This window comes from Sporosarcina trichiuri (assembly GCF_030406775.1).
In the GTDB taxonomy this organism is placed as follows: Bacteria; Bacillota; Bacilli; order Bacillales_A; family Planococcaceae; genus Sporosarcina; species Sporosarcina trichiuri.
Genome location: NZ_CP129119.1, coordinates 2,700,326 through 2,713,988, shown reverse-complemented (window position 1 = coordinate 2,713,988; position 13,663 = coordinate 2,700,326). Strand labels below are relative to the sequence as shown.

11 protein-coding genes and 1 pseudogene are annotated in these 13,663 nt (G+C 54.8%); 4 read left to right on the top strand and 8 right to left on the bottom strand.

What is annotated here, in order from left to right; all coding sequences use genetic code 11:
- Positions 1-15 precede the first annotated feature (15 nt).
- From QWT68_RS13690 to QWT68_RS13670, 5 genes are all read right to left on the bottom strand, one after another.
- Positions 16-1,497, bottom strand: a complete 1,482-nt coding sequence (locus QWT68_RS13690; RefSeq protein WP_290148674.1) for a carbon starvation CstA family protein — start codon at positions 1,495-1,497, stop codon at positions 16-18.
- 133 nt (positions 1,498-1,630) lie between these two features.
- A complete protein-coding gene (locus tag QWT68_RS13685) occupies positions 1,631-2,356 on the bottom strand; it encodes a LytR/AlgR family response regulator transcription factor (protein WP_290148673.1) in 726 nt (241 codons plus the stop codon).
- Positions 2,353-4,101 carry a sensor histidine kinase gene (locus tag QWT68_RS13680; protein ID WP_290148672.1) on the bottom strand — a complete coding sequence of 583 codons (1,749 nt, stop codon included), beginning with the start codon at positions 4,099-4,101 and terminating at the stop codon, positions 2,353-2,355. Before QWT68_RS13680 ends, QWT68_RS13685 begins: the two co-directional genes overlap by 4 nt.
- A 79-nt stretch (positions 4,102-4,180) precedes the next feature.
- Positions 4,181-5,194, bottom strand: a complete 1,014-nt coding sequence (locus tag QWT68_RS13675) for an NAD(P)H-dependent flavin oxidoreductase (RefSeq protein ID WP_290148671.1) — start codon at positions 5,192-5,194, stop codon at positions 4,181-4,183.
- A 14-nt stretch (positions 5,195-5,208) separates the two neighbouring features.
- Positions 5,209-5,403: a YwbE family protein gene (locus QWT68_RS13670; RefSeq protein WP_290148670.1), complete on the bottom strand. Its 195-nt coding sequence runs from the start codon at positions 5,401-5,403 to the stop codon at positions 5,209-5,211.
- Positions 5,404-5,528: 125 nt separating this feature from the next.
- On the opposite strand from QWT68_RS13670, the gene QWT68_RS13665 reads away from it, so the two are divergent.
- Together QWT68_RS13665 and QWT68_RS13660 are read left to right on the top strand one after the other, a co-directional pair.
- The gene (locus tag QWT68_RS13665) at positions 5,529-5,987 is read left to right on the top strand and encodes a MarR family winged helix-turn-helix transcriptional regulator (protein ID WP_244898662.1); all 459 of its coding nucleotides are present in this window, start codon (positions 5,529-5,531) and stop codon (positions 5,985-5,987) included.
- Positions 5,984-8,638 carry an MMPL family transporter gene (locus QWT68_RS13660; RefSeq protein ID WP_290148669.1) on the top strand — a complete coding sequence of 885 codons (2,655 nt, stop codon included), beginning with the start codon at positions 5,984-5,986 and terminating at the stop codon, positions 8,636-8,638. Before QWT68_RS13665 ends, QWT68_RS13660 begins: the two co-directional genes overlap by 4 nt.
- A gap of 118 nt (positions 8,639-8,756) precedes the next feature.
- Here QWT68_RS13660 and QWT68_RS13655 read toward each other — a convergent pair whose 3' ends face one another.
- Entirely contained in the window at positions 8,757-9,005 is a 249-nt protein-coding gene (locus QWT68_RS13655) for a hypothetical protein (RefSeq protein ID WP_040285535.1), read from the bottom strand.
- A pseudogene (locus tag QWT68_RS13650) lies at positions 9,002-10,687 on the bottom strand (IS1182 family transposase). Before QWT68_RS13650 ends, QWT68_RS13655 begins: the two are co-directional and overlap by 4 nt.
- Positions 10,688-10,913: 226 nt before the next feature.
- Here QWT68_RS13650 and QWT68_RS13645 point away from each other — a divergent pair.
- Together QWT68_RS13645 and QWT68_RS13640 are read left to right on the top strand one after the other, a co-directional pair.
- On the top strand, positions 10,914-11,636 hold the full coding sequence (locus tag QWT68_RS13645) for a FadR/GntR family transcriptional regulator (protein ID WP_290148668.1): 723 nt from the start codon (positions 10,914-10,916) through the stop codon (positions 11,634-11,636).
- Positions 11,605-12,855 (top strand): CynX/NimT family MFS transporter, encoded by a 1,251-nt coding sequence (locus QWT68_RS13640; RefSeq protein ID WP_040285533.1) that lies wholly within the window; start codon positions 11,605-11,607, stop codon positions 12,853-12,855. The genes QWT68_RS13645 and QWT68_RS13640 overlap by 32 nt, the downstream gene beginning before the upstream one ends.
- A 356-nt stretch (positions 12,856-13,211) precedes the next feature.
- On the opposite strand, the gene QWT68_RS13635 is transcribed toward QWT68_RS13640, so the two are convergent.
- Positions 13,212-13,604 carry a hypothetical protein gene (locus QWT68_RS13635; RefSeq protein WP_290148667.1) on the bottom strand — a complete coding sequence of 131 codons (393 nt, stop codon included), beginning with the start codon at positions 13,602-13,604 and terminating at the stop codon, positions 13,212-13,214.
- Between the last annotated feature and the right edge of the window lie 59 nt (positions 13,605-13,663).

Here is a 13,663-nt window from a genome sequence, read left to right as displayed (position 1 = left end):
CCCGGGGACCATCCATTATTCAGGAGTTGCTGCTGTGGCTGCACTTGCGATCGCGTCATCCCAATCCGGGGCGTCCACTTCAAGCGGCACTTGAGCACGCTTCGCTTTCACCGCGGAATAGAAGAACAGCGCAACGAGGAAGATCGAGATGACACTCGCCCCGATCAGCGACACTTCCATCGGCAGCCGGAACCCGATCGGCGCATTCAGGATATATGTGGTCGTCGCCATGAGCATGAATGTGCCAGGCACAAGCGCAATCCAGTAATTCTTGCCGGCGATGAACAGATACATCGCAGCGACGAACAGGGCAATGACGGCCGTGGACTGGTTCGCCCACGAGAAGTAACGCCAGAGGATATTGAAGTCGACGAATGTCAGTGCGATCGAAACGGCGAACAGCGGCAAGGCGATCCAGAGCCGGCTCATGACCTTCAGCTGCGGGAACTTGAAGTAATCCGCGATAATCATACGGGCACTGCGGAACGCCGTATCGCCGGATGTAATCGGCAGGATGATGACACCGAGAATGGCGAGGGTTCCGCCGACCGCGCCGAGCATAAGAGTCGATGCTTCGCTGACAATCATGGCAGGACCGCCTGCAGCGAGCAGTTCGTTCAGGCCGACCGGTCCGTTGAACAGCGCCATGCCGGCCGCTGCCCAGATCATTGCGATGACCCCTTCTGCGATCATCATGCCGTAGAAGATCTTGCGGCCTTGTTTCTCACGCTGAGTCGTCCGAGAGATGATCGGCGTCTGGGTCGCGTGGAATCCGGACAGTGCGCCGCATGAGATCGTCAGGAACAGCAGCGGGAAGATGGGAATGTTATCCGGGTGCAGGTTCGTCAAAGACAGTTCAGGGATCGGCGCCCCTTTGATGAGCATGCCGCCGCCGACACCCAGCGCACTGATGATCAGCAGCAGGCCGAAGATCGGATAGAACCGGCCGATGATCTTATCGATCGGCAGCAGCGTCGCCAAGATGTAATAGATGAAGATCGCTGCAACGATGAGACCCATCGCCATCCAGCCGTTCATCAGGTTGTACAGGAGGCCTGCAGGTGCCGAGACGAACACCGTTCCGACCAGCAGGAGAAGTAAAATGGCGAAAGCGTTTACAAGGTGCTTCATGAATTTCCCGAGGAACTTGCCTGCAAGCTCCGGCAAGTGTGCCCCGCGGTTCCGGATGGAGATCATCCCGGTCAGGTAGTCATGCACTGCGCCCGCAAAGATTGCACCGAGCACGATCCAGAGGAATGCGACCGGACCGTACAGCGCTCCCATGATCGGACCGAAAATCGGGCCGACCCCCGCAATGTTCAGCAATTGGATCAATGAGTTCTTCTTCGTATTCATCGGCACGTAATCGACGCCGTCCTGGTTCGCAAACGCAGGTGTCTGCCGTTCTTCTTTCACGCCGAACACCCGCTCCACAAACTTACCGTACGTGAAATACCCGACGATCAGCAATGCCACCCCAAATAGAAACGTATACATATATCCCCCGTCCTTTCTCTGTCAGAAGTCTGCCTTGATTATAAAACAACTATTCTAACAATTGGCCATTCCGGGGATATCATGTCGTTTCTTCCTTCTGACGTGCCGGATCTCCGTACTGACGTGCAGCTTGTCACCCTTCCAGCTTACGCCGCAGCGCTTTGGCATAATTCCGGCTGACGGAAAGCTGTTCCGGCCTGCCTTCCAGTTCAAGCTGATAGGCGCCGTTGAACCAGGGGGTCAGGCGGCGGACGTGCGCAAGGTTGACCAGATAGCTCTTATGGATGCGAAAAAACGAGAAAGGGACGAGACGTGCTTCCAGATCTCTCAGCGGAAGCTTCACTTCGTGCTCCCCTGTCCGCGTGATGACCCGCGTCCGGTTCTCTTCCCGGCTGACGTACAGGATGTCAGGGATCGGCACGTACTCGATTTCCCCCTCCCGCTCAACAGCGAGCCGGCCGAGCGGCTGCCGGGCCGGTGCTTTCCCGCCTGCCGGCCGCTTTGCGCGGATCCGTGTGAGGGTCTGGGCGAGCTGTTCCTCTTCGTACGGTTTCAGCAGATAGTCGACCGCATCCACACGGAAGGCGTCCGCTGCGAACTGGGGATAGGCGGTCGCGAACACAAGATGCGGCGGATGCTTAAGACCGTTTGCAACTTTTGCCGCTTCGAGGCCGTTCATCTTCGGCATCTCGACGTCGAGGAACAGGACATCGGGCTGCAACTCGATCGTTTTGAGGATCGCCGCATCGCCCGAGTCCGCCTCTCCGACAATGTCAACGTCCGGATGGCGTCCGAGCAAATAGATGAGTTCCTCCCGGGCGTAGCGTTCGTCATCCACCACAAGAATCCGGATACTCATACGTGCACCTCCTCTTTCACTGTCTGCGGGATCCGGAACCGGACAACCGTCCCTTCGCCTTCAGGGACCCCGAACCGGAGGCCCGCTTCGCTGCCGAACGACATGACGAGACGGCGGTGGACATTATAGAGGCCCATCCCTGTTCCGGTAGCCGATTCGACAGGTTCCTCGCCAAGAAGCGGCAGCCGTTCTTCCGCAATCCCCTTGCCGTTGTCCCGGACCGTGATCACGGTCTCCCCTTCCTCCAATCCGATCGAGACGGTCACCACACTGCCGCTCGCCATATCGGCGATGCCATGCTTGACAGCGTTCTCGACGATCGGCTGAAGCGTCAGCGGAGGGATCAGCTGCGACAGTACGGATGGATCGACGTCGAGCTCCACCGTCAGTTTGTCGACGAACCGCGCCTGCTCGATCTGCAGGTAGGCCTGGACATGGGCCAGTTCCTGCTCGAGCGTCACACGCATCGCCGTTGTCCCTTCAACGTTCTGCCGCAGGAACTTTGACAGCGACATGAGAAGCTGGCGCGCCTGGTCCGGATCGGTCCGGATCAGCGAAATGATGACATTCAGGGAATTGAAGAAGAAATGCGGACTGATCTGTGCCTGCAGCGCTTTGATTTCCGCATCTTTCGCGAGTTCGTGCGCCCGTCCTGCGGCTGCGATCTCGAGCTGGTCGCTCAGCAGCGAGCTGAGCCCGTCGATCAGTTCGATCGTCACATCCGTGATCGCCTTCTCCGATGGATAATAGAGTTTCAGGGTCCCGACCACTTCATCGCGCTGCTTGAGCGGCGCAATGACAGCAGCGCCGAGCGGACAGTGCGCTTCGATGCAGTGGATCGCCCCGTCATCCGCTGTGACACGGCGGCCGTGCTGCAGCACTTCCTTCGTGATCGTCGTCTGGATCGGGCTGTGCGGCTGATGATGATCGCTCGCCACACCTACATGCGCCAGGATTTCGGACTGGTTCGTCATTGCCACTGCGCTTGGCTCCAGTTCCCTGTACAGGATCCGGCACACAGCGTCGCATGTCGCCGCCGTCATCCCCTGCCGCAGATGCGCAAGCGTCTGATTGGCGATGCGGAGCGTCTTCTGCGCCTGTAATGCGGTCGCCTTGTCCTGATCGCTCAGCACGTTGTAGACGATCAGCAAGAAGATCGCCGTGCCGAGTCCGTTTGCGAGTATCATTGGCAGGCCGATCGCCTGGACGAGCGACCAGGCTTCCGTGAACGGCTTCGACAGGATGAGGATCAGCCCCATCTGCATCGCTTCCGCCAGAGCACCGATCGCAAATGCCATGACCGGATGGACGGTTTTGCCTTTCCGATAGAACCAGCTGGCGAGGAGCCCGGAAAGGATTGTCGACAGGCCGCAGGAGAATGCGGTGAACCCGCCGAGCGTCATCCGGTGGAGCCCGGCGATCAGACCAGCGCCGAGACCGAGCCGCCAGCCGCCGAGAAGTCCGGCGACCACGATGCCGATGACGCGGGAGTTTGCGATCGCTTCATCTCCGGATAAATTCATTGACACACTGTTGAAGTGCAATGTCTGCGTACTGAAGGCGACGCCTAAATATGTACCGATCACGCCGAACGCCCCGAAGAACAAAATGGCATTCACCTTCTGGCGCCGGGTGAGCGTATCCTGATGGATGAGCTGTTTGAAGAACCGGAACCGTGTCAGGATGAACGCCACGGCGACAATCGTCCCGACCCGTTCGAGCATGATGATGAGCAGATCGAGCATAGCGGCCGCCCCCTTTTCATCTGATTATAAAGTGAATTCAGTCACTTCGAAAGAGGGAAACGCAAGGCGCTCCCCTCTTTCAGCTATCCAGGAACCGGGACAGGAGTTCGGCAGCCGTTCCGCTGCCCGCCGCGGAAACCCCTGTTCCTGCCCACAAGGACATATACTCCGCATCCCCGCGTGCGGCCGCTTCCTTCCGCAGCCGTTTCGTCAGATCGTTCTGGAACGGATACGGCGCAAGCGGAGCTCCGTCCATCCGGTCGATGAACGTATTGCGGATGCCGCGCGCCGGGCGTCCGGAGAAGACAGACGTGATCACCGTCCGGTCATCCGCCGCTTCCTGGACCGCCTGTTTGTAAGCAGGCGCTGCCCCGCTTTCTTCAGCCGCGAGCAGAACCGTACCGATCTGGACAGCGCATGCACCCGCATGGAGCAATTCCCGCATCCGGCTCGCGGACATGATGCCGCCTGCTGCAATCAGCGGGATCTCCAGACTCCCGGCAGCCTGCTGCAGCAAATCATCGAGCGGCACAAGCGGACCGCCGGGCGCAAAGGATCCCCGGTGACCGCCCGATTCCGATCCTTGCAGCACGGCCATATCCATGCCGGATGACTGGACAGCGGCCGCCTCTTCGAGTGTCGTCGCCGTGCCGATCGTCAGGATTCCGGCCTGTCGCAGCGCCTGCATGGTTTCCATTGACGGCAGACCGAACGTGAACGAACAGACGGCAGGCTTCTCCTCCAAAACCACCTGAAGCTGTCCGTCAAACTCCGGTTCCGACAGCGGCGCCTTCCAGAACGGCAGGCCGAGCTGTTCGCCGATCGGCTGCAGCGCCTCATACGCCCGGCGCACGTCCTGCTGATCGAACACCGGCTCATCCGGAACGAACAGATTGACCGAGAACGGCTTGTCCGTCAGCTGGCGGACCGCCCGGATGATGTTCCGTGTCGATGCCGCATCCAGGTAGCCGGCACCAATCGAACCGAGCATACCCGATTCCGTGCACGCTGCAACGAACTCTGCTGTCGTCACGCCTGCCATCGGCGCCTGGATGATCGGATGCTTCAGGTGGAATCTGTCAAGCGGATTCATCGGACTGCCTCCCTTCATTCCAATATGTCGCAGACCCTGCCGACCTGGCCGTCTTCGAGCCGCACTTTGATGCCATGCGGGTGGTGCGCGGAATTCGTCAGCAGATCCTTGACAACCCCTTCCGTCTTCACCCCGCTCCGCTGGTCTTTCTTCAAAATCACGTTCACCCGGAGACCGGGGCGGATATCGCTTCGATTCTTTCCATCCATCGCATGATCACTCCTTTCCTATCAGTGTAGCATATCCTGTGGAATCGGCTGTTTCTGCAGGAATCGAATGGGTTGACGGAAACTTGTTCACCCTATAAACTAGTAAACAGTTTAGGGGGTGTACGATGATGATGAAAGATACATTGCTGGAGGCAATCGAGCTGTTCGAAGAAGTGATGATCTACGGAACTGAGCATTTCCTGAAGTCCGTGCAGGCACCTGTCTGGAAGGAGTATTCCCCGGAACAGATCCAGACGCTGAAACTGCTGGCCGCCTACGGACCGCTGTCGAACGGCAAGCTGGCAGAATTGCAGGGCGTCCATAAGAGCGCCATCACTGCGCGCATCAAGAAGCTCGAGGACAAAGGGCTCGTCTGTACGGAACGGTCGATGACGGATCAGCGGTCGAAAACCGCCGGCCTGACCGCAGAAGGGCAGGAGATCCTCGAGACATCGAACCGCGCACTGAACGAAACGATCACCCGGATGTTCGAGAAGGAAATCTCTGAGGATGAGCTGCGCGCCTTCGTTCAGACATTCCGGAAAGTGAAGGACATCTTGAAAATGGAGGAAACTGACCAATGAAGACCATCTTGAAATTCCGCTGGCCGATTTTCATCGTCCTCGTCGGACTCGCCGTCGGCCTGCTGTTCGTCGCACCGGACCTCGCCAAACAGGCGGAAGAGGCCGGTTCGTTCCAGCTATCGAAGGATGCCGATTCCCAGAAAGCGGCGGATATCCTGGAGAAGGCGGGCGCGTCGGAAGACACCCTTTCGCTCGTCTATGACTACGACAAAGCGATCACGGATAAAGACAAAGACTCGATCCGTGATACCGTCAAAGAAATTGCAGATCTCGGAAAACCCGTCACAGATGTGATGGAGCCGTTCGAAAGCAAGGAAGTTGAAGAACAGCTCGTGTCCGAAGACCGCAAAACGGTCCTCGTCCCGATCACAGTTGACGGAACCGATGAAGAGATCATCGACCTGAGCGATAAAATCCGGTCGGAGATCCTTCCAAAGGACACGACAGTCTACCTGACCGGGGAAGCGATCATCAATAACGACGTCAACGACAGCGCGCAGGAAGGACTGAAGAAGACCGAAGTCATCACAGTCGTCCTCATCTTCGCGCTGCTGCTGATCGTGTTCCGCTCGATCGTGACACCGATCGTTCCGCTCATCGCTGTCGGGATCACCTACCTGCTCAGCCAATCACTCGTTGCGTTCTTCGTCGACTGGTTCGGCTTCCCGGTTTCGAACTATACGCAGATCTTCCTGGTCGCGATCCTGTTCGGGCTCGGAACCGACTATTGTATCCTGCTCCTGAGCCGGTACAAGGAAGAGCTGATCGAAGGACATGAAATCACGGAAGCGATCGTCAATACGTACAAAACTGCCGGCCGGACGCTGATCATCAGTTCACTTGCCGTGTTCATCGGGTTTGCAGCTATCGGCTTCGCCGACTTCCCGATCTTCAAATCCGCCGTTGCGGTCGCCGTCGGGATCGCCGTCTTGATCCTTGTGCTGTTCACGGTCGTCCCGCTGTTCATGATGCTGCTGAAAGACAAATTGTTCTGGCCGTCGAAACAAGCGACAGCCCACAATGACAGCAAACTGTGGATCGGCTTCAGCAAGCTGTCCGTTGCACGGCCTTTGCTGTCGATGGCAATCGTTGCAATCATCACTGTGCCATTGCTGCTGACGTACGACAACGATCTTTCCTTTAACACAGTGGACGAAATCGACCAGTCGAAAGAGTCCGTCAAAGGGCTGAACCTCATTTCAGAAGGATTCGGGAAAGGGGACTCCCTTCCTGTCCAGGTCATCCTGAAAGATGACAGTTCCATTGTCGATGAGAAAGACGTTCCCTATCTCGAGACAATCAGCCGCAACTTGGAAAAAGTCGACGGCGTCAAATCCGTCCGGACGATCACCCGCCCGACAGGCGAACAGATCGAGGACCTCGATGTCGATCATCAGCTCGGTCTGATTGCAGACGGCCTGAACGATGCCAATGACGGCATCAAGCAAGTGCAGGACGGCCTTGGGCAAGTCGAAGGCGGACTGAACGATGCGGCCAGTCAGCTGCCATCCGGCTCGGAGGCCTCTTCAGGCGGCGCAGGTCTGCGCCAGGCCGCCCAAGGTATCGGGCAGATCAACGCCCAGCTCGGCCAGATTGCCGGCGGCTTGTCGCAAGGTATGCCGGCTGCACAGGCTGCGGGCGGACTGAATGCTCTCAGCGGGGAGCTCGGCAAGATTTCCAGCAGTCTGAACGGGGCTGCCAGTCAGATCGAAGGCTCCGGCTCCCAGATCGGACAGCTCAGCGGCGGTCTCGGCCAGCTCGCGAAAGGGGTCACCGATTCGAAGAACGGGCTGACTGACATCAGCAAAGGGCTCACCGAAGTGACCGATATGCTGAAGGACATGAGTGACACGCCGAGCATCCGGGATACCGGCATCTACATCCCGTCCGGCACGCTCAAAGAAGAAGAATTCCAGCCCGTCGTCGACCGCTATACGTTCGGAGACGAGACCGGCATCCTGATGGAAGTCATCCTGGAAAACGATCCGTATTCACGCGAAGCGATCCAGACGGTCCATGACATCAAAGACAGCGTGAAAACATCTGTCATTGGCACACCGTTCGAAAAGACGGACGTAGCGTTCGCCGGGATTTCCAGCATGAACTCGGATCTCGATGACATTTCATCAAAAGACTTCACACGTACGGTAACGATCATGCTCGTCGGTCTGTTCATCGTCCTGACGATCCTGTTCCGCTCCGCAATCATGCCGCTCTATATGATCGGCTCCCTGCTGCTGACGTATTACACGTCGATCTCCGTGACGGAGCTCATCTTCGTCAATGGTCTCGGCTATGACGGCGTCAGCTGGGCCGTACCGTTCTTCGGCTTCATCATGCTGATCGCGCTCGGCGTCGATTACTCGATCTTCCTGCTCGACCGCTTCCGCGAAGAGAGCATGAAAGGCAGCAAGATCGGCGACGCCCTGCGCATCTCGATGGCGAAGATGGGCACAGTCATCATCACCGCCGCCGTCATCCTCGCCGGCACGTTCGGTGCGATGATGCCGTCCGGCGTCCTGAGCCTCGTGCAGATCGCGACCATCGTCATCACCGGCCTCCTGCTGTACGGCCTCATCATCCTGCCGCTCCTGATCCCGGCGATCACCGTATCGTTCGGCCGCGGCGTCTGGTGGCCGTTCCGCGGGTGACGGAATATCGATAATCGAATGAAACCGCCCGGAACAAGCATCTGCTGTTCCGGGCGGTTTTTCATTGTAGTTATGGAGTTATCAGCAGACACTTACCTTTCATGGACTATCTTCGGATTTAATTGGCAAGCCGGCTCTTCCTCACTTCCCGCACAGCCACCATCAGCAACACAATCGCAATTACCAATGTAACGGGCAATGCCACGTACCACATCCGACTGTTCTGCTGCTGGAGAAGATCGCCCGGTAACAGGTTCAGAAAGGGGTTGATCCACCCGGGGATGAACGCCCCGAACAGTTTTGTGAGACCGTAACCTGCGCCGAGTGTTCCGAGGACAGCGGCCAGCACGGGCAGCGTCTTCTTCACATACGGGGCTGGGACATAACTAGCCTCCAATGAACCGAAAAAGCGAATCCTCACTGGTTTTTAGTGAGAATTCGCTTTTTTCTTTCCCAAGTCCCTTGTTTCTAACTGGTGGACCTACTCACGGCCGTGTATTTTCGTAAATTCACAGCCATGAACGCAAATCCCATTTCATTCCTTGCTTTCTCAAGCCCCCTCACGGAGAATCGAGTGAACGCCAAATTCGCCTTCAGAAATCCAAAAACTGGTTCTACATCAATCTTTCGTTTCCCGTAGAGTGCACCGGTTTTCTCTTCTGAAAGCTTCTTGCGAACAATGGTCTTATGTGCTTCCCATGTTTCATTTACGGCTAATTTGCGATTGTTCCCTTCGGTCGCTTTTGTACAGCTGGCACGCAAAGGACAATCTGAACAGTTTTCACATTCGTAGATTTTGTAATGGCGTGTGAACTCATACTTATCCGTTCGTTTCGCAAAGTGACTGAATCCAAGCTTCCGGCCATTTGGGCAAGTATACACATCATTCTGTTCATCATACGTCCAATTCGCTGTGTTGAACGGATCCTCTTTCCACTTCTTTTTCTGTTCCTTGCGGTACTGGTTGTAGGTGATTAACGGAACTCGCTCACGGTTTTCCAGAATATCTCCATAGTTTTGTTCACTCCCATACCCTGCGTCTGCGACAATGTGGGGAGGGAGGTTGAAGAAATCTTGTTCAATTCGATCCAGAAACGGAATGAGTGTGCGGGTATCCGTGGGATTCGGATAGAGATCGTACGCAAGGGCATATTGACCTTCAGTCGCGACTTGTACATTATAACCGGCCTTGAGCTGACCGTTTTTCATGTGATCTTCCTTCATCCGCATAAAGGTGGCGTCATGGTCCGTTTTCGAATAGCTGTTCCGAGCACCGAAAATTTCCATGTCCTTGCGGTATTTCTCTTTTCGCCGCAAGAAGTCCTCAAATTGTTTTCGATAGTGTTTGGGTTCTTTTCGTTCGGAACGAAGCTTCTTGCGAACATGGGTATCATCGCTCGCTTCAATTTTTTGATCATACTCCTGGACGTTGTCTTCCAATTGATTCAGGATGCTGGATAGCTCGTCCGCCGAAAGTTCCTCCGCATCTTCTCTTTGTATCGCCGGGATGATATTCTTTTCCAACAGTTCCTCGTACATCTGATTCGATTTCTCCACCAGACCGGCACTGTACCGTTCCACTGCCTTACGCCAGACAAACGTATACTTATTCGCATTGGCCTCCAGTTTCGTACCATCGATGAAGATGGCTTCTTCATCAATGCGCTTCTCTTCGACCAGCCGGCAGCGAAATTGGACAAAGCACTGACGCAGTAATTCCTGGACTTGCGGATGGACGCGGAAACGATTGATCGTGCGATACGTTGGTTCGTACCCTTGCGCCAGCCACATCATGCGGATACTGTCTTTCAAAAGAGCTTCGATTTTCCTGCCGGAAAACACGGATTGTGTGTAGGCGCAGAGAAGAATCTTCATCATCATACGAGGATGATATGCAGGACATCCGGTTTCACGTAAAAAGCCTGTGAAGGCTTCTTAGGGGATGGATTCGACCAAGTCATTCACAGCGTAGGCAATATCATCTTTTTGCAATTTCATTTCCATATCAAGCGGCAAAATAAGTTGATTCATGGTATACTCTTTAAACATAGGGAGACCTCCGTTGATGGTTTGTGGTGAATCTATTTTAACAGAGAGTCTCCCTATTTACTTGTCTAAAAGATCAAAAGAACGGGCCTGGAGGTTTTATTCCTCCGGGACCCGTTCTTTTTAATGACTGGGTTTTGTCCCAGCCTCTTTCATGGTTTACAAGCCATTCCGGCAATGGTACCCTATTCACCGGACCAATCATCCTACAACTTTCAGGAGGGACGCCATGGTACGCAAAACACATCGCAAATCGCTGGTGGAGCAGGTGGCTGAACAGATGGAGCAGCTCATTGAACAGCAGCACTGGACCGTCGGCATGAAACTTCCGCCTGAAATGGAACTGATGGCGGAATTCGGTGTCAGCCGCAATACGCTGCGGGAGGCCATCCGGGCGTTAGTGCACGCCGGGTTATTGGAAACGAAACAAGGCAGCGGCACTCTTGTCCGTTCATCCAGTACGCTCGGCAGCGCATTGGCGCGCCGAGCTAAAAAATCCACGATGCTTGAAACACTGGAAGTCCGAGAAGCGTTGGAAAAGCAGGCGGCCCAGCTGGCCGCTGCACGAAGAACAGAGACGGATTTAACAAACCTGGAAGCGTGTATCCAGAGCTGCAGGCACGCCTCTGCACACGGAGATGTGGAGCAGTTCATCACTTCCGACCTGCAGTTCCACAAAAACATCGTGCTCGCTTCCGGCAACCCACTGCTCGTAGATCTGTATGAGCATATGACCGGCATTCTGTATGCTTTCATCCAGGACGTCCTGGCGATGGAGCCTGCCCTGCAGAAGAGTCAGAAGGTCCATCTTGAATTGCTGGAAGCCATCCGGAAACAGGACCCGGAATCGGCAGCCTGCTATGCAGCGCGTGATATGAAGATGCTGAAAGAAATGATTTTGGATGCACGGGAGGAATCGTATGAAGAAACAAACCGCAACATTGGCAGATAATCGTACAGCAAAAACAGGGTGGCTCCTGCTGATTGGGGTTATATTGGTAGGGTCGACGCTACGGGTGCCCATCACGTCAGTCGGCGCACTGATTCCGTTCATCCGCGATGACCTCGGTATCAGTAATGCGGCGGCCGGGCTGATCACGACATTGCCACTGCTGGCCTTCGCGTTCCTCTCCCCTTTCGCCCCGAAAATCGCCAACCGGATCGGAATGGAATGGACAATCGCACTGTCGACCTGCCTGCTGATTGCCGGGATCCTCGTCCGCTCCGTGACAGGGATCGGTTTCCTGTTCACCGGGACGGTGCTGATCGGCTTGGCGATCGCCGTCGGCAATGTGCTGATCCCCGGCATCATCAAGATGAATTACCCTCTGAAGATCGGTATCATGACTGGCATTTACGCCATCTTCATGAATATCTTCGGCGCGCTCGGGTCAGGAATCAGCGCCCCGCTCGCTAAATCAGGTGATCTGGGCTGGCAGGGAGCGCTCGGGATCTGGGGAGGGCTGGCAGCCATCGCACTGCTCATGTGGCTGCCGCAGCTGCGCAAGCCGCGGGATGCCTCCCCTAAAGTGAAGGTGGACACGAAACAGAAAGCCAGTCTATGGAGTTCTCCACTCGCCTGGAGTGTGACCCTATTCATGGGCTGCCAATCTCTTGCCTTTTACACATTGATTACCTGGATGCCGGACATTCTGCGGTCGATCGGCTACACGGCGGACGCAGCAGGCTGGATGGTCTTCCTTATGCAGGCCGCATTGATTCCGACCACGTTCATCGTACCGGTCGTTGCGGAGAAATTGACAAACCAGGTCGGAGCATCAGTCGCAACGGCTGTCCTGTTCATCGTCGGGTTCAGCGGACTGCTGCTTGGCATCCCGACATTCATCCCTCTCTGGGCAATCCTGCTCGGAATTGCGGGCGGCAGTGCATTCAGCCTTTCCATGATGTTCTTCACAATCCGGACGGATGACGCACAAGAAGCGGCAGAGCTGTCCGGAATGGCCCAATCGTTCGGGTACTTGTTAGCTGCAGGCGGCCCTGTCTTTGTCGGGATCCTGCACGATCTGAGCCACGGCTGGTCCTTGCCGATCCTTTTCCTGATCGCCATTTCCACCGTAATTTTATTTGCGGGTATTGTATCCGGTAAGAAAGGGACCCTATCCGAACGATCCGGCCAGCAGGATAAAACAAGTGCGATCACCAAAAGGTAAAAAAGTTCCTGAATAGGCGGGATGAGTTCTCCGTGTCTGGATACGATGACCACTTCATCGCTATTGACAAAATCTTCTTCTACTCATTTCAGTATGACATCACAGCTTCTCGATTTTGACGATTCCGACAGTGTTCAGCCGTGACGTCTGTTAGCTTCGCCTCAAGCAGCGGAGTGTGTAACGCCAAAACCTAACAACTGAGTGGTAGCCAGCTCACACGTCCTAAAGAAAGAGCCTTGGGGAGTATGCACTCTCCAAGGCTCTTTCTTTTACGTCAGCGACTTTTTTCGGCCTACTCAGCAATTCTTACTGAAATCAAACTATCTCTTCCTCCACAAACGCGCCCGTTAGTTGAATTATTTATTTGGATTACGATCAATGAACTCCTCTATATCCGCTTGTAATATATAGACAAGTTCGAAATAATGTTTTTCTGAAAGCGTACCTTTTTCTCTCCACTTTTGCATTTCTTTATAGTGAAAATCCACAAAATAACTCACTAAATCCCTTCTTAAAACACCTTGCTTTTCAGCCATTTCAGCAATAGAAAGTCCCTTTTTCCAATGCTCATCATACTCCTTCTTATCCATACTTAATAAAGCATAAATCGAATCATAATCATATTGAAATTGATAAACTACTGTCCCTTCTTCACTTTCTGCACTATAATTTCCTGCTAGAGCAATTGGAGATAAAACTAAACAAAAGGCTAACAAAAGAAACATCCTTTTCATACCCATTTTCAACATGGACTAATATCACCTCCTTTTTCTTAGTTCTAATTAATTTGTGTAGTTTTATTTACTTC

What these genes read in the sequence shown, in the direction of transcription:
- QWT68_RS13635 (WP_290148667.1), bottom strand. Translation starts at nt 13,604, where the DNA reads ATGTTGAAAATGGGTATGAAAAGGATGTTTCTTTTGTTAGCCTTTTGT.
- QWT68_RS13690 (WP_290148674.1), bottom strand. Translation starts at nt 1,497, where the DNA reads ATGTATACGTTTCTATTTGGGGTGGCATTGCTGATCGTCGGGTATTTC.
- QWT68_RS13645 (WP_290148668.1), top strand. Translation starts at nt 10,914, where the DNA reads ATGGTACGCAAAACACATCGCAAATCGCTGGTGGAGCAGGTGGCTGAA.
- QWT68_RS13680 (WP_290148672.1), bottom strand. Translation starts at nt 4,101, where the DNA reads ATGCTCGATCTGCTCATCATCATGCTCGAACGGGTCGGGACGATTGTC.
- QWT68_RS13665 (WP_244898662.1), top strand. Translation starts at nt 5,529, where the DNA reads ATGATGATGAAAGATACATTGCTGGAGGCAATCGAGCTGTTCGAAGAA.
- QWT68_RS13675 (WP_290148671.1), bottom strand. Translation starts at nt 5,194, where the DNA reads ATGAATCCGCTTGACAGATTCCACCTGAAGCATCCGATCATCCAGGCG.
- QWT68_RS13670 (WP_290148670.1), bottom strand. Translation starts at nt 5,403, where the DNA reads ATGGATGGAAAGAATCGAAGCGATATCCGCCCCGGTCTCCGGGTGAAC.
- QWT68_RS13640 (WP_040285533.1), top strand. Translation starts at nt 11,605, where the DNA reads ATGAAGAAACAAACCGCAACATTGGCAGATAATCGTACAGCAAAAACA.
- QWT68_RS13660 (WP_290148669.1), top strand. Translation starts at nt 5,984, where the DNA reads ATGAAGACCATCTTGAAATTCCGCTGGCCGATTTTCATCGTCCTCGTC.
- QWT68_RS13685 (WP_290148673.1), bottom strand. Translation starts at nt 2,356, where the DNA reads ATGAGTATCCGGATTCTTGTGGTGGATGACGAACGCTACGCCCGGGAG.